This is a genomic window from Veillonella sp. ZSJB6 (genome assembly GCF_051549505.1).
GTDB lineage: Bacteria > Bacillota > Negativicutes > Veillonellales > Veillonellaceae > Veillonella.
Genome location: NZ_JBPUGE010000002.1, coordinates 264,180 through 284,584 on the forward strand (window position 1 = coordinate 264,180; position 20,405 = coordinate 284,584).

Here is a 20,405-nt window from a genome sequence, read left to right on the forward strand (position 1 = left end):
CTCTATATAATAAACAATCTAATCAAAATCAAAAAATCAACTTATTGAGTTGACGTTGTTTGCTCCACAGAAATAGTTACAGGTGCTGATAATTTAGCCTCTAACCAAGCTTTTATTCGTTCCAAATCTGCATCAGATACAGTGGATGTAGTATGGATAATCACCATATAGCGACTCGCTTTAGGCTGTTCTAGATTATCTATTAAAGGCATGCCTTCCACTTTGCTTACAAACGGGAATAACGCCTTTGCTTCAGCATCTGTCTTTTTCATAGTATTTATCGTTTCACTTACTAGTTGATAAGTCGGCTGGTACAGATTACTCAAGTTTTCATATTTTTCAAGGTTCTCTGAAGATTTATTCAAACTTGTCTTATCCATAGTAGATTTTTTCTCATCTACGCTATTAACAAATTGGAGTGTATAAGAGTGTAAGTACTTATACTGCTGTAACTTGCCTTCCAACTGGGATTGTTCCTCCGAAGTCACAGGAGCGCCTATAGCTACTATGTCTACTAGCTTATTCGTTCGATCCAATGAATAATCAATCACTTGTCGACGTCCAGCTTGATTAACATCATTCTTAATAAACTGCTCTAAATGATTTGACTCAGAATACTTGATAGTCATATCATAGCCTGCATAAATACTTGGTATAGCCATAATAAGACCAATCACAAGAAATATTAGCTGATTACGACGAATAAGCTCTTTGTCTTGTTTATGGAATGGCAAACTATATACACCCTTTAAAACAATAAAAGTTGCAAAGAAGATGAAGAATGTATTTATAAAGAATAAATAGGCAGCCCCAAAGAAATAGTGCCAATCTCCATTAGCAAGTCCATATCCTGCCGTACATAGTGGTGGCATAAGTGCAGTCGCAATCGCAACCCCTGGGATAACATTATCTAAGGTCTTACGCGTTTGCCCAATAATCCCAGCTAACCCACCAAATATAGCAATAAGTACATCATAAATACTCGGTTCTGTACGCGCTAATAGTTCAGATGTAGCAGTATTAATGGGAGAAATATAAAAATACAAAGCAGATGCCAAAACAGCAATCGTAATCTGTAAGGACAATCTTAAAATACCACTTTTTGCAACTGTAAAATTAAGCGTAGCGAAGCCATAAGCAGTTGCTAAAATAGGTCCCATCAACGGCGATATAAGCATAGCACCAATAATAACTGCCGTACTATTCATATTCAACCCAATAGAGGCAATAAATATGGAAAGGATCAGGATAACTAAAGCAGGTCCCTTAATCTTAGCCCCACCTATCAGTCTTTTAGCGATAGTTGCATCATCAGCTCGCTCAAAATGTATATCAAAGTATTTATTTATTTTCATTCGTTCTCCTTATAATTTCATCAAATCTGCAAAAGTACCTACATTTACAAACATATGCTGTGTAGTTTTGAGCATTTGCACCATCAAGATAGCTCCTGTTCCTTCCCCCATCGACATTTGAGCTTGAATAGGAACCATGTCTTGTGTAATACCTACCTCAGCTAAAGCTAGCTCTGTTCCTTTTTCACGAGAGTTATGAGATGGCAATGCATAATCCTTAACACGAGCATTCATGTGAATCCCGCAAGCTGCCGCTACAGACGTAATAAAGCCATCTATGACAAAAGGCTTTTTAAACTCTACACAAGCCAGCATAGCGCCAAGAATAGCCGCAATATCAAAGCCCCCTACATGAGCCACAATGTTGCGAACTCGGTCAGGCTCACTTTCAGAAACAATATTAGCCTTATGCTTATCTAATACAGCGCGCACAAAATCAAGTTTACGCTTCATCAAATCTGGTTTGTCAGGCCAAGATCCAGGACCTACCGTTTCAGTGGGATCAGCTCCAGTCAAGGCAGACAACACACAGGCGGAGGTCGTTGTGTTCCCCAGCCCCATTTCACCAAAGGAAAATAGATTTATCCCTTGCTCTACATAATGTTCAACTCGTTCATAGCCAGATTGAAAGGCACTATTAAATTCATCCTCAGTCATAGCAGGGTGATTTAATATATTCTTTGTCCCCTTTGCGACCTTGCGATTCACTCCGATACCATCATCTGAGGCAATTCCTACATCCACAACTTCATAAGGAATGTTATTAAAGTTACAAAACTGTGTAGCCGACGAACGACCCAAGAGCATATTACGCGACTGCTTTTGCGTTACCTCATAGTTATAACCTACATAACCTTCCATATTACAACCATTATCGGCGGAAAATATGATATGCTGCGGTCGGATGTCACCATCAATCTCCCCCCACGCCGTACAAATCTTGCGGAAATAATCCTCCCACAAGCCTAGGCCACCAGGGATAAGGCATTTTGGTTGAAGAAATCTATTTAATTGTTCCTCAATTGGTAATACTGACTTATCTTTCATTCTAATCTCTAGTCTGCACAGAATATGCCAACTAGCCTTCTGTTAATTCGATATTATTCTATATAGAAGTATAACACAAATTATATAATTAGTAATATAAGGTTTGTACTAGTACTCATATATACGAATTATCCTCTCATCAGGGAATAATCTATGCTTTTTAGCCTTAAACTCTGGATTGTTATTAGAATCAAAATATTCAATTGTATTTCTTAACTGCTCATGAGTAAAAGGACTCGTACTTGGATTATATACAAGCTGATTAAATACAGCATACCGTCCATCATATGCAGCAAATAGTAAATTAGATTTCTTATCTGGATTGTATGAATCCACTAACATTCCAGGCAAGCCATTATTCCATACCGCTGAATAAGTAGGATTTTGTAAATCATCAAAGATTCCCCACATACGCCAATATACTTGCAATGTGTGATAAAAATTATACTCTTTATCTACAAGCACCTTATTTTCTATATCTTTACTATCAGGATGATCTACATCTAAAGGAATAATCTGAATAGAATACCAAATATCTCCTATCTCATACACTATAAAAATATTGTTATCTAACATATAGAACATCTTCAACTCTGCACCTTTAGGAATGCGGAATGTCATGCCTTTACGAGTAATTGTGTCTGTATATGAATCTATATCCTTTAAACTCTTCTTACAAGGAACCTTCCTTTCCACAGGATACGATAAAAGAGTAGTCTTTTTCTCATCATGAATGAGCTTATCCGTTGAATGATACAATCTGCCCCGAACTAAACTAACTTCTTCAGCATACGTTTTTTCTTCACGTAAATACCCCTTAGCTATGTCCTCTGACTTCATTCTTTCCAAATGTCTTTGTAAATCAGCTTCAATCTTATCATTAGTTTGTTCACTACTAACACACTTCTCTTTAGCACTACCAGAAATATCACTTTGAGTAACCGGCTCTTTTGCATGTACTTGTGAAGCCATAAGACTTAGCATTAACAGTGCAGCAATGTATGAATATATTCTTTTCACAATACAACTCCTTAGCTTTATAACAACCACTACAATCAACTTCAATCTCTACTAGTATTGTACCTTTTAATACTTGTAGAATCATCAAAGGGGCTGTAACAAAACAGCCCCTTTGTTCCAAATTTTATATACAAACTCTGCCCAACTCTAATGATACATATCTATATCTACAGTAATCATTCGCGTTCGTTCCGGATTAAACATAAAGTAAATCACTCTTGGCTGGTCATGATCAAAGTTATGGTAAACAACATATACTACATATTTCTCAGCTGATACTCGAGTGCTATAATAAAAATCTTCATTAGGATCATCACCGACACTCTGGCTGCCATCAATTAACCAGGGAAATAATTTCCAGTTTTGTCGTTGAATAGTGATAATCTCATAATAATTCTTTATGTCACTAACCAATACATTTTTATCTTTTGGATATGTAAACGAATTAAGTACTTCAACTGTAGTATCTTTATCCCTGCCATTTATAAACGAATACCAAGCATTAGATTTAACAGTTTCCTCATACCTTGAAATCGTTGCTTTATCACCATCTAATACTAAACAGCTTTGATTCCCTCCCATTCCAATTACTTCAGCAGAAGAAATCACTTTCAAACTCTCAGGTAAAAACTTAGGTGCTTGTAATGGAGACGGAATATACCCCGCCTTAGATGAAGGCCATGTAGAGTGCCACCGTTGAGTATCATAATGGGATATTCCTACAGCAGAAAATACTAAAGTAACAGCTAATGTAGGAAGCATACACAGAAAAAAGATAACATAAAAATATGATAAAAATCTTTTACGTACAGTTTTCTCACTATCAATAACTCTACATTTTTCAAGCAATAATACAATCGTGGCGATTAATAAAATCAGATAGTACACCCCAGAATACGAGATATAATCTGAGAAGAAAAATGTTAATACCCAAAGAATTATAAAAAACCATATACTCTTTCTATAAGGATTAGAAAAAAACAATTTCTTTAAGTAAATTAAACACCGTTGCATTTACGATCTCCACAACAATACCTACTCAAATTACTTAGATTGATAAAACACAGCCCGTGTCCCATCATTACTGATCAAAAGTTCCACAAAATGAGGTCTTTTAGTATTCCCATCGTCTACAAAGACATATAGTCTATGATTTCGGGTAGAATTATATGTATCCTTGACTACTGTTTTTGTTTCTTTTCGAGGTGCAAAGCGTAGCCACTCAATAAAAGTCCGTTCTGGCAAATTGAGGGATTCTTCTTCTATACTCTCTACAATATTATAGCTATTAGGGTGAGATATAAAACGCTTTTTCTCCCCCGTATCTAAATCACGCAATACACCATCCGCATCAATTTGCGCTGTATAGGCTGCATTTTGCTTTGCTATTGCCTCATATTGTGCAATTACTTTAGGGTCCCCCTCAAGTACAGTATATCTCTCTGGATATGCATTAGCCCAAGCTAAACTACTACGAAAAGCAGACGCTCTATAAATACCGTCGGGAAGTTTTCCTGGTCGTTTTAACCCCTCTGGTAGTTCTCCACTATTAGGCCACCCTTGAGTCCAATCCATGGTACTATACTCGAAGGAATCAAATTGCTCAATGCTTGTTTTTAAGTCGTACCTAAACCAATCGCTTACTAACCAAGAAAAGCTGAGGGTAAAGGCAATATACAAACACCAAGCCAACTGAGTGTGCCTTTTTTCAGATATGGACTGTTTCTTAAAGCGCCTATATTGTAGAAATATACTCGATACTATGGCTATGCCAAAAACAATATATGTAATAGGTGCTATATTAAATAGCACTACCACAATTGTAAACAACACGCATAGCATAACCGTTAATAAGCCATAAAATCCTTCGAACAAAACTCTCTCCTATAATGACAACACTTAAAACATCTTCAGCACTTAAAACATCTTTTTATACAACGCTTCAATATCTTCACGGCTTATTTCAGCTACTGTATTAGCTATATTGCCTGTAGCTACAACGTATACATTATCTACGAGCCATGGAATGTCTTTTTTCGTAAATCCTAATTCTGTAAGGTTTGTAGTAAGGTCTAGGTCATGTACGATTAGGCGTAATGCTTCTCCTAGTTCGGAACCATCTCCGTGGTTAAATATCCGAGCTAAGGCACTAAATTTATCAGGGTTTGCACTCCATGTATATTCCACTGCAACAGGTTCAATAATAGCAAGGCCTACACCATGGGTAATATCTTTAAGGCCACTGGCTGGATGTTCCATACCATGTGCTAATGTTACACCAGCTGTGTTAATAACCATGCCCCCAATTGTGCTAGCTAATGTAACGGACTCCCAAGCTTTTGTAAGCTGAATTTCGTTGAGAACAGCTGATTTGCCTTCCGCCGTTGCTTTCACATGTTTATATAGTGGTACAAGATATTGTGCTAATAATGTCACTGCATAATGAGCTAACGCATCGGTGAAAGGTTGTGACGTTTTAGAGGTATAGGCCTCGATGTTGTGGCATAGTGCATCAAAGCCTACAGATGCCAATACATGAGGTGGCATTGTACCCATTACAGCAGGGTCTACAATAGAAACCTTTGGCACAATAGCATTGCAGCGTAAGGATTTCTTATCACCTGTTTCAGGATTAGTAAGAACACCAAACCCGTTGCCTTCAGAGCCGGTACCACAAGTCGTTGGAATAACAATAAGAGGCAATGCATTATCACTAACTTTACGGTTGAAAATATAGTCGTTAATATCGCCTTCATTCACCGCCATAAAGGCAATTCCTTTGGCACAGTCCATGATGGAACCACCGCCGATAGCAATAACCATATCACAGCTTTCAGATTTAGCTAATGCAGCGCCGTCTAAGGCTGTCGTGGTCAATGGATTGGCATCTACTTGATCAAACAATACATGACCGATATGAGCTGCATCAAGCTTTGCTACCACCCGGTCATATAAACCAGATTTTTTAGCACTAGTACGACCAGTTACAATAAGTGCTTTCTTGCCATACGGTGCAGCAAAATCAGCAACATTATCTACTTTATTCCAACCGAATTGGATGTTTACAGGTAAAAAATAAGAGAATTCCATGTGATAACCTCTTTTCTTTGAAAACTAGTTCTTAGTGTTATTGTAAAGGATATTTAAAAGCATGTAAAACCTCATAGGGCTTTCACCAGAAAACAGGTATACTAATAATAAGAGAGGTATTTATATTTATATTTATATTTATAGAGGGAGAGAACATCTATGAAATTTGCCATTAAACATTTATGGTCTTCGCTGCGGGACCTAGCAACGCAGTCGCCTATATTACTGGCATTAATTGCCATATTTTCATGTACACCGTTGTATATTGAACAAGATTGGTTTGCCGAAATCGACATTAAGCTATACTCACTGTATTTCTTTATCGTTATATTACAAAGCTATATAACAAGAACCCGAAAGTTTTCCATTTTATATACCTTAGTAAGTATCGGAATCGGCGTTGGCCTTTATATGATTCACGAAAGCTACGGCTATGTGCGGGGTATTGAACTAGCTACGGAAAACATATCGTACCTATGGCTGTACTCCATGATTGCCTTGTATTTCACATCGCCTGGTGAACACTACATCGGTGAAATCATTAACCGCATCAAACGGATTGGCATCACCCTTGTTACGTCTACGCTATATAACATTGTTATCATCATGAGTTTATGGTTCTTCTTCATCATCGTGGACCAACCATTCAACTTTGAAGAAACCATTTTTAAGGTACTCGCATCCATTAATATATTCATTTGTCTATCTATGGTATGTTCTTACAAAGAGGATCCCGCAGGTCCTCCAGCGCCAAACTCATTTTTTACTGTTGTATTCGGCATCATCTTGCCTAAGGCGTCGATTATTACAGGCATTCTAGCTAATATCTATTTAGTCTTGATTCTGTTAGGGCTTCGAGAAGATACGCGTTTCTTCTATACCTACTATCCGTATGTAGCCATTTTCTACCTATTCTACTTGGCTAGCTTTAGATCCAGTGAAAGTAGCAGAACACAGCAAATCCTATGCTTCTTGTTCATTACACTAACTACACTGTGCTTAGTTCTTATCGGTAAACGTGTGATTAATGAACCAGTTCTCTGGCTCAATACGATTTACGTGAGTGCATTCAATTTAATCTTCTTAGTACACAATGTATATTCTCTTGTGAAGGGTTTAAAACCTTCTGTACACACAACAGTTATGGCTCTTGCCTTAGGTGCTGTTCTCTTGACGCCATTCATAGGCTATACAACGTATCGTGAATTTGTGACCTATACTAAAGTCGATGGCGAATGGCATGCAAGCCTACCAATAGCTGCTACCTTTGATTCTAACTTCACAGACTACGGCACACCATATGTACCTGTAGATGATTTAAAACTGCCAGATACAAATCCAACAAACGGCAGACGCGTCGAGTATATCAATTTTGATGCTTTGTCTGCACCAAAGGTTATCTCTATTGCAGGATACGATAAATACATTGAAAACATCGAGTTAATTGTATACGAACAAGATCTTAAAGAATACCAAGTAGAGTCTGCCAACTTCGACTCCATCTCCTTCAAGTTCCTCAACAACGGCCTTGATTTAGAGGTGTCTCTACCAAATGGAATAACAGAGGTGCATCATATTTATGATAAGTTCCTTACAGTCGATAAAACAGCTATCGATCCTGTCATTATAGAAGGCAATGGATATAAGCTATTGATTACGTCGTACTTCATAAACCAATTCGATACACGTAAACTTAAATTTAACGTACTTTATAATTAAGCATATAATACAAAATAGTAATAATTACAACATCATATATAATATGACAAAAGCAGTACCCCACAGGGTACTGCTTTTATTCATCGATCTAACTTGACTAGAATATGTTGGGCAAAATCTTGGGCCGCTTTAAAATCGTCTTCATTTGGATGTACTGCAGCTTGTTTGTGACGTGCATCGCGATCAGCAGATTGACCGTGGCTATGCCCTTTCGGGAACATCTTGTACATCATTTCGATAACCTTAGGATCTACCTTACCTTGGCAAATGAATGTTCCTACAGGCTCTATGCCATCGGGTAAACAATTTGCTGCATTGATTAAGCTCTCCTTAGCATGTGCCATTTGCGGTGGTACGCCAGCTGTAGCAAACAGAGCAATATGAGGGTTATGTAATATGCCTAGTACATCACGGGCCTCTTTATTAGCTGTCCCTTTATCCACCCAGAATCCTGCAAATACAAGATCGTAAGATGATAAATCGGACGGCACTTCTTTCATAGATACACATGGTGTACCTGCAGGCAATACGCTAGTAATAGCCTCTGCCACTTGTTTAGTATTTCCCGTAAGGGATGAATATATAACAATAGACTTCATGTCTTACCTCCTATTTACTATATATCTATTATAGGACATGTATGACATGCTTTTAATAAAATAAATCACAATAGTATACAGAACGATATAGAACGGAATTTTATATACTGCCACGTACTATTTTACTATTCTCAAAAGAGATATAGCATTCAAAATCATCATATATGCATCCCATATAGTATTTTCTAGTATTTATAACTATATCGATAAATTTAAGCATACTATATTTATAAATTTCTAAATGTCAATATTGAATGTATAGATTTTTTTCGCTATAATCGTAACATAATGTATAAGCTTAATAGGAAAACTACAACATATAGTAGTTTTCTTATTTTTCTGATTAGATTTAACTTAAAGATATTTTATACTTTTCAGTCTAATCTTATATATGCTTAGATTAACAGTTTTATTACTTTTAAGACTCAAGGGGAACAGTAATGGAGATTATGATCAAGAAACGGGATGGCCATTTCGAGCCTTTATCCGTTGAAAAAACGAAACGTATGATTGCCTTCGCATGTTTGGGGTTAGATTCTTGTGATCCACTAGAATTGGAGTTAGATGCGAAGTTACAATTCGTTGATGGCATGACTACTAAAGAGATTCAAAAAACTTTAGTACAAACTGCTATCGAAAAGGTTATCTCTAAAAAAGACGACGGTTTCGGCAACCAAGTTAATAAAATGAACCAAGATTGGCAGTTTGTAGCAGCTCGCCTCTTCTTGTTCGATCTCTATAAAGAAGCCGCTATCACTCGTCGTTATAAAGCATTCGGTTATGGCAACTTCCCAAATCTTGTACACATGCTTGTAGAAGAGAAAAAATACGCTGACTTCTTCGTTACAGAATATACACCTGATGAATTGCAAGAGTTAGGCGATTACATCAAACCTAAGCGCGACTACCTCTTCAACTATGAAGGTCTTAAATTATTGGCTGACCGTTACTTGGTAAAAGGCTTCAACAAAGAAATCTACGAATTGCCACAAGAACGCTTCATGGCTATAGCAATGCACTTGGCATTGGTAGAGGGTGAAAACAAAGTAGAATACGCTAAGAAATTCTACGATTTGATGAGCCAGTTAAAAATGACAACAGCTACACCTACATTGGCAAACGCTGGTACACCATTCCATCAGTTGTCCTCTTGCTTTATCTCTGGTGTAGATGATAACTTATGGTCCATTTACGATGTAAACAGCAAATTCTCCCGCGTATCTAAACACGGTGGTGCTCTTGGTATCTACCTTGGTAAAGTTCGTGCATTGAACTCCGATATCCGCGGTTTCAAAAACTCCTCTGGTGGCGTTATTCCTTGGATCCGTTTATACAACGATACAGCGGTTGCAGTAGACCAATTGGGTAAACGCAAAGGCGGTGCTACAGTAACACTCGATATTTGGCACAAAGACTTCTACGAATTCGTAGAGCTTCGCACTAACAATGGTGACGACCGTCGTAAAGCACACGATATCTTCCCTGCTATCTCTGTTCCAAACATCTTCATGGAACGCATGATCGGCCGTGAAAACTTCACCCTCTTTGATCCTCATGAAATCTTGGCTGTAAAAGGCTATGCTCTAGAGGACTTCTACGACACAGACGATAACAAAGAGTTCACAAAACGTTACCTTGAATGTGAACAAGATCCGAACTTACACGGCATCGAAGTGCCAGCACTAGACATGATGAAAAAAATCATGCGCTCTGCTGTTGAAACTGGTACACCATTCATCTTCTTCCGCGACACTGTAAACGCTGCAAACCCTAACAAACATGCAGGTATGATTTACGCGTCCAACTTGTGCCACGAAATTGCACAAAACGTTGGCTTCACAAACCTTGCTGAAGAAATCATCAACGAAGACGGCACTATCACTACAAAAACAAATACAGGCGACATGGTTACATGTAACTTGAACTCCATCAGCCTTGGCCGTATTTCTGACGAAGAATTGGAAGAAAATATCGCTCTTCAAATCCGCATGTTAGACAATGTTATTTCTATCAACCAAGCACCAGTTCCAGAATCTCGCATGACTTCTGATAAATACCGTGCTATTGGTCTTGGTACGTCTGGTTACCACCACTACCTCGTAAATCACGATATCCAATGGGAATCCGATGAGCATATCGAAGTAGCGGACAAATTGTTCGAAAACATCGCTTACTATGCCATCAAAGCCTCCATGGAATTGGCGAAAGAAAAAGGTGCATACCCTGCATTCAAAGGTTCCGAATGGGAAACTGGTGAATACTTCACACGCCGTGGCTACATATCCGATCGTTGGAAACAATTAGCTGCAGATGTTGCTAAATACGGTATCCGTAATGGTTACTTGATGGCCGTAGCTCCAACTGGTTCTACTTCCAACATTGCAAATACAACAGCTGGTATCGACCCTATCTTCAAAAAATTCTTCATCGAAGAAAAGAAAGGTTCTTTCACACCAAAAACTGCACCAGATTTGAACAACAAAACATTCTGGCTCTACAAAGAGGCGCATACAATCGACCAACAATGGTCCATCAAAGCTTGTGGCGTCCGTCAACGTCATATTGACCAAGCACAATCTTTCAACTTGTACATTACACCTCAAATGAAAGCGAAAGAAATTCTCGACCTTTATATTGAGGCGTACAAACAAGGTATTAAAACAATCTACTACATCCGTAACCAATCCCTTGAAATGGATGAGTGCACTAGCTGCTCCTCCTAATCCGAGGCAGATATACTCTACCTTATATAATAAAATGTAGGTCATGGTAAAAGTTAAAAATATCATTGCTATATTTTATAAAAACTATACACTATAAGTAGAGAGCACTAAACATGTGAAAGATACTTTCACCAATATTATAAATCTGATGACGACCTATAGCAGTATAGGTCGCATCGTTGTATAAAGGAGTCCTACTATGGATAAAAAACTGATCTTTAACGAACATGGTGAACGTGGCACGCAATCTATGATTGGTGGCAATACTACAAACCTTCGCGAATGGAACCGTATCAAGTACGACTGGGCTAACCAAATGTACCGTACAATGCTCAACAACTTCTGGATTCCTGAAGAAATTTCCTTGAACGAAGACGTTAAGCAATTCCCATACTTAACAGATTACGAACGCCGTGCATTTGACAAAATCATTGCGTTCTTGAACTTCCTTGATTCCATTCAATCTGAAAACTTGCCTAACTTGAGCCGCTATATTACAGCATCTGAAGTGGCATCCTTATTGAATATCCAAGCATTCCAAGAAGAAATTCACGCTCAAAGTTATTCTTACATTTTGGACACTGTAACAAACCCTATTACACGTGACAAAATTTATGACGAATGGCGTACAGATAAAACATTGCTTGAACGTAACCGTTTCATCGCCGATGCATACCAACGTTTCAGCGACGATTCTAGCGAAGCAAACCTTATTCATACAATCATTGCGAACTATATCCTAGAAGGTATTTATTTCTACTCTGGCTTTAGCTTCTTCTACACATTGGCACGCCAAGGTAAAATGACAGCTACATCCACAATCTTCAAATACATCAACCGCGACGAAGTAACTCATCTTGTATTGTTCCAAAACATCATCCGCGAGTTACGCCGTGAACGCCCTGACTTGTTCACACCTGAACTAGAAGCGAAAATTACTGACATGATTCGCCAAGGTGCGGAGAATGAAATCGCTTGGGGTCAATATATCACTGATGATAAAATCCTCGGCCTTAACAACGTTCTTATCGAACGCTATATCAAATACCTTGCAAACATCCGCTTAGAAGCAATCGGCTTACCTCATTTATATCCTGAAATCAAGGAAAATCCTATGGAATGGATCGAAAGCTTCTCCAATTTGAATAGCACAAAAACTGACTTCTTCGAAGCCAAAGTTACAAACTATACAAAAGCAGCAGCATTTGATTTCGATGACTTAGAATAAAAAAAGGATGCTTTCACAGAAAACTGTGAAAGCATCCTTTTTTAGTCCCCAACGCCACCCTCATCAAAATAGTTGACACATGGTAATACATTATAAAAAATAACCATACATTTATACCCGATAAGGGCCTACACGATACATATCATCAACGCCCCGTACATGTAATGTCATCTTTTTACGAATTAAGCAATCGTGGCTTTGTATCCACCCTATCTTGATTACCAACTTGTAATTAGTACTCTATTAAATCAACAGTCCAGTTAGTGGATTGTAATAAGTTATCTAATGTGCGAATCTCCTTAGATATTTTATCTGCTGTTTTTTGTAATTCACTAACATTTACAGTTGCTATCATTTTAATTTCTGATCCACGAGCCCTATAATTGATAGCACTCGCACTATCTGCTAACGCACGATATGCAGAAAGCCGCATAATAGCACCTTCTTTTTCCGCTATAATTTGCGTTAAAGAGCGGCCTTCAACAATAGTTGTACAGTTAGTGAGATTAATATCTTTAATGAGTTGTTGAAATCTTGCAATTGCCGCTTCTAATTCTTGCATCAATACTTTAGGGTCTTCATTAGGTATTTCCCCTTCTTGTACTAAACTATTTTGATTTAAACGACCTCGCAAATCACTAATTTTCTTATTTAAATCAGCTCGTTCTTGTAATGCCTCTGCTAATTTCATAATTTTTCACCTCACAACAAACAATATATCAACTTACCTATTAACTATTACGTATCATATAGGAATTGATTTTATAGAAGTATCTACTTGTTTTTATAGTATAAAGCCTTATAAAACCTTCCGCATCAAGATATGTGGGCATCCTTCATCAAGGTATTCCTCTCCTTCAGCTTTATACCCAAGGGATTCGTAGAATGGTTTTGCCTGTACTTGAGCCGACAAGGAGCAGGTTTTAAATCCGTCACGGCGAATGCCGTTCTCTGCAGCCATCATAATCTTGGTACCTAAATGTTGTCCACGGTATAGCTTACGTACCGCCATACGTCCAATATGTGCATCTCCAGCTACATCACTTGGAAAATAACGACACGTACCAGCAGCTTTGCCATCTATAGATAAGAGTACAAACTTTGCTATATCATCGATTTCATCAAACTCGTCTTCAAAGCCTTGTTCTTTCATAAACACATCGATACGAATTTGTTTTATTTCATCAGTAATATGATCTAGAACTTGAACAATCATGGGTGCCCCTTTCTAATTATAAGTATATTTATAAGAATCGATTTAGTTGTATTCCAAAATACTCTATGCCGATCGAAAAACTTCTTATTTTTATTATATCAAAAACACGCTTAATTCCATAAAATTTCTAGGTTTCCATTAATTCCTACAGCAAAAATATTTTAAAACTTATATGAAATTCATTTTTAGGTGTTGCATAATTTTATCATTTGGGTTTATACTATACCCATAATTTTTAGAAAGGAGCAACCAAAGATGACTAACCAAATTAGCCTAGCTACAAAACAATACTTTTATTGGTTCTTTATCCAACGTACGGGTAAGGAACTATTTGTGGTACGCTAATTAAGATTGAGTCATTATTAGTTGCTTAGAATAGTAAAAGGGCTACCCGTATTAAACTACGGGTAGCCCTTTTTTGTTTGCTATCCCGTATGGTAAGCCCTACTATTCACTGTAGTTATAAGGAGGAATTATCATGATTATTACATTGAAACAAAACGCAGCAGAAACAGAGGTATCTCGTTTACGCAGTGAATTAGAGGAAAAAGGCTTCATTATCCACCCAGTAGAAGGTGCACGCTATAATATTTTAGGTCTTATCGGTGATACTGCATCTCTTGATGCTCGTCAAATTGAATCCCTTGATTTTGTAGATAAAGTAACTCGCATCCAAGAACCATACAAAAAAGCAAACCGTAAATTCCATCCAGATGATTCTGTAATCAACGTAGGTGGTGCATTGATCGGTGGCGGTCACTTCGCAGTAATGGCAGGCCCTTGCTCCGTAGAAACGCCTGAACAAGTATTAGAAACAGCAAAAGCTTGTAAAGCAGCAGGTGCTACAATTCTTCGTGGTGGTGCTTTCAAACCACGTACTTCTCCATACTCCTTCCAAGGTATGGGTCCAGAAGGTTTGGAATTGTTAGAGCTTGCTAAAAAAGAAACTGGCCTTCCTATCGTTTCCGAAGTTATGGATATTTCTCAATTACAATACTTCGATAATGTAGATATGCTTCAAATCGGCGCTCGTAATATGCAAAACTTCACACTTTTAAAAGAAGTAGGCAAATTAAACAAACCAGTTCTTTTAAAACGCGGTTTATCTGCTACATACGAAGAATGGTTGATGGCTGCTGAATACATCATATCCGAAGGCAATGAACAAGTTGTATTATGCGAACGTGGTATCCGCACATTCGAAACTAAAACTCGTAATACATTAGACGTAACAGCAATTCCTATGATGCACGAATTATCTCACTTGCCAATCATCATGGACCCTAGCCACGCTGCAGGTATGAGCCGCATGGTTCGTCCACTTTCCCTTGCATCCATAGGCGGCGGTGCAGACGGCCTTATGATCGAAGTTCACAATGATCCATCCAAAGCATTATGCGACGGCCCACAAGCATTACGTCCAGACCAATTCACTAGCCTTATGAAAGAAATTATCGCATTGCGCCAAGCATTGGTAGAATGCACTAAATAATCTTAAATAGCACACAAATAAGCTAGTATCCGTTATAATAGGTACTAGCTTATTCTTTTATGAAAGGAACTGTTATGACTCGCATTCATATTAACGCGTCCACACCGTATGACGTTGTCATCGAGGAAGGCGCTTTACAACGCATCACCGATTATATTAAACCGTTAAAACCAAATTGCCGTGTTATCATCGTCAGCGACAGCAATGTGGCACCGCACTATTTGGACTCTGTGAAAGCTAATATGGAACGTGCTGGTTATACTGTTTGTGATTATGTGTTCCCTGCAGGTGAAAGCTCCAAAAACGCTCATCAACTCATCGATTTAATAGAGTACATGGCAGCCCAATCGTTAACGCGTAAAGATCTTCTCATCGCCCTTGGCGGTGGTGTTGTAGGCGATATGGCTGGCTTTGCAGCAGCTACATACTTGCGTGGTATAGATTATGTACAGGTTCCTACCTCCCTATTAGCCGCAGTAGACTCCTCTGTAGGCGGTAAAACAGCAGTCAATCTCGAAGCGGGTAAAAACTTGTGGGGTGCTTTCAAACAACCTATCCTAGTCCTCTGTGATCCTACAACACTTAACACTTTGCCAGACATGGAGTGGAAAAATGGATGCGGAGAAATTATTAAATATGGTTTCCTCGATGTACCAGGGTTATTAACCCAACTCGAGCATAAGCCATTAATAAAGCATCGTGATAGCGTTAGTACAGTTATCGCTCGTTGTGTTCAAGCAAAGGCGGATATCGTGGAGCAAGACGAACGTGAATCTGGTGTTCGTGCCCTCTTAAACCTCGGTCATACCTTTGGTCATGGTATTGAAAAAGCGAGCCACTTTGAAGTCCACCATGGCTACGCCGTTGCCATTGGCATGGTCCTCATGGCGCAAGGTGCTGTCAAACATGGAGAATTAGATGCAGAGGCGTTAGACAAATTAAAGGTCCTCATCGAAGCACACGATTTGCCAACCACTACGACCATACCAAAAGAAGAAATCCTAGCAGCTGCTAAACATGATAAAAAAAGCGAAGGTGCTACTATAAAAATCGTTATCCCTACTAATTATGGTCATAGCGAACTCAAGGTTGTCACCCACGAGGAGTTAGCAACCTATCTTGATTAAGATAACTTATCTATTACGATTAAGTTATCTAAGGTTTCTAGCACTTACAACCTGCATAATTGTTATTTGTAATATAAGGTTTACCTAATATTTAAAGGAGATTTATATGTATTCTGTAACGAACGCCATTCCTACAGGAACGATTGCGTCCATCCCAGCAAAGGCACATGCACACCGCGCATTGATTTGTGCAGCCCTTGCTACCTCTCCATCTACTATATTACTGAGTCGTACCTCTAAGGATATCGATGCAACGATGGACTCCTTACGAGGCTTAGGGGCTCACGTAGTATATGAAAATAAAGTTGTTACCGTTACTCCTGGCCCAGTTCCTGCAAAGGGCAATGTAGTACCTCACGAATCAGGCACTACGTTACGCCTTTTATTACCTGTAGCAGCATCCATCTGTAATGATGTAGATGTAGATGCTAAAGGTCGTTTACCAGATCGTCCGCTAGAACCTATGCTAGGGGAAATGAAGGCGCACGGCGTAACATTTTCCCAAGATAAACCGCCATTCACTATGACAGGTCGTCTCCAAGGCGGCAATTTCGCTATGGTGGGTGATGTGAGTAGCCAATTCTTCTCTGGTTTATTGTTGGCTGCTCCTCAAATCGGCTTGTCTACTATTACCTCTACTACGCCACTACAATCTAGCGATTATGTAACATTAACAACTGAAACTATGCGCGATTTTGGTGTAGAAGTAGAACACACCTTACCAGATACCGATATTAATGAGGCTTTCACAGTCCCATTTGGTGCATCCTTCATCGGTCGTGATAATTATCAAATCGAAGGCGACTGGTCTAATGCAGCGATCTGGATGGTGGCAGCCGGTATGACGGGCAAACCAATTACGATTACAGGCATGAACAAAAACTCTGTACAAGCGGATCGCCGCATCATGCAAGTTATGATTGATGCTGGTTGTGATGTTGTCTGGGATGGAATGAATGTAACGGTCACAGGTCGTGCTTCTAAACCGATTCATGCAGATCTTGAGCAAATGCCTGATATGTTACCTGTTATGGCGGCCCTCGCTTGCTCTATTTCTGGTGAAAGCGCCTTTGTTAAGGGTGCTCGCCTACGCTTAAAAGAATCGGATCGTCTCGTAGCCGTTGCTAATCTTGTAAGAGACTTAGGCGGCACAGTTCGTGAAGATGGTGATGACCTATATATCATCGGAAGTGGTATACTTAAAGGTGGCCAAGGTGATTGCGTAAATGACCATCGCCTCGTTATGGCTGGCACATTAATGGCTCTCATCAGTGAAAATCCTGTTACCTTAAAAGATAGCGAAGCTATCACAAAATCCTATCCAGACTTCTTTGAGGACTGGAACTTACTGGGCGGTAATGCACAACCAGTTTAGATTTCTAATCCTATCTGGTGTAATCTAACAGATAATAGAAATAGTACGTACTATATAGTAGGAGTTAATATAATGGCATCTAATTTCGGTAAAACCATACAGGTATCTACCTTTGGCGCCTCTCATGGATACGCTATCGGCGGTATTGTTGAAGGTCTACCTTGTGGACATACCATCGATATCGATGAGTTAAAAGCCTTTTTAAAGCGCCGTGCGCCAGGGCAAAATCAATTAACAACACAGCGTAAGGAAGCTGATACACCTGAATTTTTAGCAGGTTTGGTGGACGGCATGCTCAGTGGTTCTCCATTGGCATTTATGATCCGCAACACATCGCAACACTCTAGCGATTATAACAACTTACGCGACATTCCTCGCCCATCTCATGCAGACTTTACAGCTCGTATGCGCTACGGTGACAAGGTAGATATGCGAGGCGGCGGCCACTTCTCGGCACGCCTTACAGCACCTCTATGCGTAGCCGGTGGCATTGCTATCCAACTATTACGCGAAAAATGCATCGAAATTCACGGCCATTTAAAACAAGTGGGAACAATCCAAGATGCTCCTATCAACATGGTTCACCCAGATATGAAAGCATTAGCTAGCATTGCTACAGAGCCGATTGCTATGGTTGATCCAGAAAAACGTAGCGAAGTAGAAAACTTGGTCATGAAGCTCAAAAAAGATGGTGACTCTACCGGTGGTATCGTTGAAGTCGTTGCTACAGGGCTACCAATTGGCCTTGGCAATCCAAACTTTGACGGCATTGAAAACCGACTAGCTCGCGTTATCTTTGGTGTACCTGCTATTAAGGGCATATCCTTCGGCGGTGGTTTCGATATGTGTGCTAAGCTTGGTTCCGAAGTGAATGATGCTTTCACCATGGACGGTGACAAGATTACAACATCTACCAATAATAGCGGTGGTATCCAAGGCGGTATTACCAATGGTTTGCCGCTCGTTATGCAAGTAGGCATCAAGCCAACACCATCCATTTATAAAGAACAACATTCTGTATCACTTTCACAAAAAGAGGACACATTGCTCACCATTCAAGGTCGTCATGACCCATGTGTAGCGCTTCGTGCAGTACCTGTTATCGAAGCTGTAACAGCCCTCGTTATTCTTGATTTCTTAGGAGATATTGACCATGAACTTAGATGAAGTACGCGTTAAAATTAACGACATAAACGATCAGATGCTCGAATTATTCAAAGAGCGCATGGAACTCTCCAAAGATGTTGCCGCGGCAAAGAAAGAAATGAATAAGGCCATTTACGATGCTAAACGGGAACGAGATATTCTCGACAAAGTAACGAGAGATGCAGGCCCTGACCTCGATCTATACGCACGCCGTTTCTTCGAAGCATTATTCAGCTTGAGCCGTACGTACCAATCTGAACAGTTATTCCAAGATAATGAGTTCACTGTAAAAATGAAAAAAGCCATTGAGCAATCCCCTACCTTACCTCCTCAACGAGGCAGCGTAGCTTGTGCTGGCGTATTCGGCAGCAATGCACAAGTGGCATGTGATAAATTATTACCACTTAGCCAAATTCACTACGTAACAGGCTTCCGTGCCGTATTCGATGCCGTTGAGTCTGGTGAATGTCAATTCGGTGTATTACCTATCGAAAACAGCTCCAATGGTTCTGTAAAAGAAGTATATGACCTTCTAGAAGATCGCAAGTGCTATATCGTGCGCGGTACACGCCTATGGATTTCTCATGACCTACTCGTAAAAAAAGGTACAAAACTAGAGGATATTCATACTATCATCTCTCACCCACAAGCATTGGGCCAATGTAGCCACTTCCTAGAGAAATTAGAAGGCGTAGAATTGCGCTCTTTTGATAATACAGCTCGTGCTGCACAGCTCGTAGCGGCTAGTGACGATCCAGGTGTGGCCGCTATCGCAGCACCTCAATGTGCCGACTTATATAATTTATCTCCACTGATGCGCAACATCCAAAATAGCGATAACAACTATACACGCTTTATCTGCATTAGCAAAGACTTCCATGTGTATCCAGGGGCTAACAAAATCTCTGTAGTAACCACAGCAAGTCACGCTCCAGGTGGTCTTGGTACATTGCTTACCAAGTTCGCTAACATCGGCGTGAACCTTACAAAACTTGAGTCTCGCCCTATCGTAGGCCACAACTTCGAGTTCTTGTTCTACCTCGATTTAGAAGCATCCTTAGCAGATCCAAAGGTGTTGTCTGTACTGGCAGAGCTTCATACATCCCAAGATAAATTCCGCTTGCTCGGTAATTATCCAGAAAACTAATATATTTATCCGTACTAGTACCGATAAGGCCGTATATAGTACAATGAATATAGTTATAAAATTCCAATGGCTAATAGGTACCAGCCTATTAGCCATTCTATGTATATTGACCTAGGAGGTC

Annotated in this window: 17 protein-coding genes; 8 read left to right on the plus strand and 9 right to left on the minus strand. The window is 39.4% G+C overall.

Annotated elements, in window-relative coordinates:
- Positions 1-41: 41 nt before the first annotated feature.
- The 6 genes from ACSV5T_RS03925 to ACSV5T_RS03950 all read right to left on the minus strand — a co-directional run bounded on the left by ACSV5T_RS03925 (position 42) and on the right by ACSV5T_RS03950 (position 6,512).
- Positions 42-1,355 carry a DUF389 domain-containing protein gene (locus tag ACSV5T_RS03925; RefSeq protein ID WP_438320324.1) on the minus strand — a complete coding sequence of 438 codons (1,314 nt, stop codon included), beginning with the start codon at positions 1,353-1,355 and terminating at the stop codon, positions 42-44.
- A gap of 9 nt (positions 1,356-1,364) precedes the next feature.
- The gene (locus tag ACSV5T_RS03930; RefSeq protein WP_438320325.1) at positions 1,365-2,402 is read right to left on the minus strand and encodes a nicotinate-nucleotide--dimethylbenzimidazole phosphoribosyltransferase; all 1,038 of its coding nucleotides are present in this window, start codon (positions 2,400-2,402) and stop codon (positions 1,365-1,367) included.
- Positions 2,403-2,510: 108 nt separating this feature from the next.
- On the minus strand, positions 2,511-3,422 hold the full coding sequence (locus ACSV5T_RS03935; RefSeq protein ID WP_060924430.1) for a hypothetical protein: 912 nt from the start codon (positions 3,420-3,422) through the stop codon (positions 2,511-2,513).
- A gap of 147 nt (positions 3,423-3,569) precedes the next feature.
- On the minus strand, positions 3,570-4,436 hold the full coding sequence (locus ACSV5T_RS03940; RefSeq protein WP_060924431.1) for a hypothetical protein: 867 nt from the start codon (positions 4,434-4,436) through the stop codon (positions 3,570-3,572).
- 30 nt (positions 4,437-4,466) lie between these two features.
- A complete protein-coding gene (locus ACSV5T_RS03945; RefSeq protein WP_060924494.1) occupies positions 4,467-5,264 on the minus strand; it encodes a hypothetical protein in 798 nt (265 codons plus the stop codon).
- Positions 5,265-5,339: 75 nt separating this feature from the next.
- Positions 5,340-6,512 carry an iron-containing alcohol dehydrogenase gene (locus ACSV5T_RS03950; RefSeq protein WP_060924432.1) on the minus strand — a complete coding sequence of 391 codons (1,173 nt, stop codon included), beginning with the start codon at positions 6,510-6,512 and terminating at the stop codon, positions 5,340-5,342.
- A gap of 159 nt (positions 6,513-6,671) precedes the next feature.
- On the opposite strand from ACSV5T_RS03950, the gene ACSV5T_RS03955 reads away from it, so the two are divergent.
- Positions 6,672-8,231, plus strand: coding sequence for a hypothetical protein (locus tag ACSV5T_RS03955; RefSeq protein WP_060924433.1), 1,560 nt, complete (start codon positions 6,672-6,674; stop codon positions 8,229-8,231).
- Positions 8,232-8,311: 80 nt separating this feature from the next.
- On the opposite strand, the gene ACSV5T_RS03960 is transcribed toward ACSV5T_RS03955, so the two are convergent.
- Entirely contained in the window at positions 8,312-8,830 is a 519-nt protein-coding gene (locus tag ACSV5T_RS03960) for a flavodoxin family protein (RefSeq protein WP_060924434.1), read from the minus strand.
- A 440-nt stretch (positions 8,831-9,270) separates the two neighbouring features.
- Between ACSV5T_RS03960 and ACSV5T_RS03965 the strand changes: the two genes are divergently transcribed.
- Positions 9,271-11,553, plus strand: coding sequence for a ribonucleoside-diphosphate reductase subunit alpha (locus ACSV5T_RS03965; protein ID WP_119207084.1), 2,283 nt, complete (start codon positions 9,271-9,273; stop codon positions 11,551-11,553).
- Positions 11,554-11,752: 199 nt separating this feature from the next.
- Positions 11,753-12,781 carry a ribonucleotide-diphosphate reductase subunit beta gene (locus tag ACSV5T_RS03970; protein WP_119207085.1) on the plus strand — a complete coding sequence of 343 codons (1,029 nt, stop codon included), beginning with the start codon at positions 11,753-11,755 and terminating at the stop codon, positions 12,779-12,781.
- A gap of 232 nt (positions 12,782-13,013) precedes the next feature.
- Here the strand turns inward: ACSV5T_RS03970 and ACSV5T_RS03975 are convergent, their stop codons facing one another.
- Positions 13,014-13,472 (minus strand): DIP1984 family protein, encoded by a 459-nt coding sequence (locus ACSV5T_RS03975; protein WP_119207086.1) that lies wholly within the window; start codon positions 13,470-13,472, stop codon positions 13,014-13,016.
- Between the two features lie 108 nt (positions 13,473-13,580).
- Positions 13,581-13,997, minus strand: a complete 417-nt coding sequence (locus tag ACSV5T_RS03980) for a GNAT family N-acetyltransferase (RefSeq protein WP_119207087.1) — start codon at positions 13,995-13,997, stop codon at positions 13,581-13,583.
- Between the two features lie 478 nt (positions 13,998-14,475).
- Between ACSV5T_RS03980 and aroF the strand changes: the two genes are divergently transcribed.
- The 5 genes from aroF to ACSV5T_RS04005 all read left to right on the plus strand — a co-directional run bounded on the left by aroF (position 14,476) and on the right by ACSV5T_RS04005 (position 20,284).
- Positions 14,476-15,489 carry a 3-deoxy-7-phosphoheptulonate synthase gene (aroF, locus tag ACSV5T_RS03985; RefSeq protein ID WP_438320326.1) on the plus strand — a complete coding sequence of 338 codons (1,014 nt, stop codon included), beginning with the start codon at positions 14,476-14,478 and terminating at the stop codon, positions 15,487-15,489.
- A 74-nt stretch (positions 15,490-15,563) separates the two neighbouring features.
- Positions 15,564-16,616, plus strand: coding sequence for a 3-dehydroquinate synthase (gene aroB / locus ACSV5T_RS03990; RefSeq protein ID WP_438320382.1), 1,053 nt, complete (start codon positions 15,564-15,566; stop codon positions 16,614-16,616).
- A gap of 106 nt (positions 16,617-16,722) precedes the next feature.
- Positions 16,723-17,991 carry a 3-phosphoshikimate 1-carboxyvinyltransferase gene (gene aroA / locus ACSV5T_RS03995; protein WP_438320327.1) on the plus strand — a complete coding sequence of 423 codons (1,269 nt, stop codon included), beginning with the start codon at positions 16,723-16,725 and terminating at the stop codon, positions 17,989-17,991.
- Positions 17,992-18,063: 72 nt separating this feature from the next.
- Entirely contained in the window at positions 18,064-19,158 is a 1,095-nt protein-coding gene (gene aroC, locus ACSV5T_RS04000) for a chorismate synthase (RefSeq protein ID WP_295825102.1), read from the plus strand.
- Positions 19,145-20,284, plus strand: a complete 1,140-nt coding sequence (locus tag ACSV5T_RS04005) for a bifunctional chorismate mutase/prephenate dehydratase (protein WP_005385244.1) — start codon at positions 19,145-19,147, stop codon at positions 20,282-20,284. The genes aroC and ACSV5T_RS04005 overlap by 14 nt, the downstream gene beginning before the upstream one ends.
- Positions 20,285-20,405 lie beyond the last annotated feature (121 nt).

Bases quoted from the DNA above. Each gene is read 5' to 3' on its own strand.
- ACSV5T_RS03945 (WP_060924494.1), bottom strand. From the start codon at position 5,264: ATGCTATGCGTGTTGTTTACAATTGTGGTAGTGCTATTTAATATAGCA.
- ACSV5T_RS03930 (WP_438320325.1), bottom strand. From the start codon at position 2,402: ATGAAAGATAAGTCAGTATTACCAATTGAGGAACAATTAAATAGATTT.
- aroC (WP_295825102.1), top strand. From the start codon at position 18,064: ATGGCATCTAATTTCGGTAAAACCATACAGGTATCTACCTTTGGCGCC.
- aroA (WP_438320327.1), top strand. From the start codon at position 16,723: ATGTATTCTGTAACGAACGCCATTCCTACAGGAACGATTGCGTCCATC.
- ACSV5T_RS03980 (WP_119207087.1), bottom strand. From the start codon at position 13,997: ATGATTGTTCAAGTTCTAGATCATATTACTGATGAAATAAAACAAATT.
- ACSV5T_RS03925 (WP_438320324.1), bottom strand. From the start codon at position 1,355: ATGAAAATAAATAAATACTTTGATATACATTTTGAGCGAGCTGATGAT.
- ACSV5T_RS03940 (WP_060924431.1), bottom strand. From the start codon at position 4,436: ATGCAACGGTGTTTAATTTACTTAAAGAAATTGTTTTTTTCTAATCCT.
- ACSV5T_RS03975 (WP_119207086.1), bottom strand. From the start codon at position 13,472: ATGAAATTAGCAGAGGCATTACAAGAACGAGCTGATTTAAATAAGAAA.
- ACSV5T_RS03955 (WP_060924433.1), top strand. From the start codon at position 6,672: ATGAAATTTGCCATTAAACATTTATGGTCTTCGCTGCGGGACCTAGCA.
- ACSV5T_RS03960 (WP_060924434.1), bottom strand. From the start codon at position 8,830: ATGAAGTCTATTGTTATATATTCATCCCTTACGGGAAATACTAAACAA.
- aroF (WP_438320326.1), top strand. From the start codon at position 14,476: ATGATTATTACATTGAAACAAAACGCAGCAGAAACAGAGGTATCTCGT.
- ACSV5T_RS03970 (WP_119207085.1), top strand. From the start codon at position 11,753: ATGGATAAAAAACTGATCTTTAACGAACATGGTGAACGTGGCACGCAA.
- ACSV5T_RS03965 (WP_119207084.1), top strand. From the start codon at position 9,271: ATGGAGATTATGATCAAGAAACGGGATGGCCATTTCGAGCCTTTATCC.
- aroB (WP_438320382.1), top strand. From the start codon at position 15,564: ATGACTCGCATTCATATTAACGCGTCCACACCGTATGACGTTGTCATC.
- ACSV5T_RS04005 (WP_005385244.1), top strand. From the start codon at position 19,145: ATGAACTTAGATGAAGTACGCGTTAAAATTAACGACATAAACGATCAG.
- ACSV5T_RS03950 (WP_060924432.1), bottom strand. From the start codon at position 6,512: ATGGAATTCTCTTATTTTTTACCTGTAAACATCCAATTCGGTTGGAAT.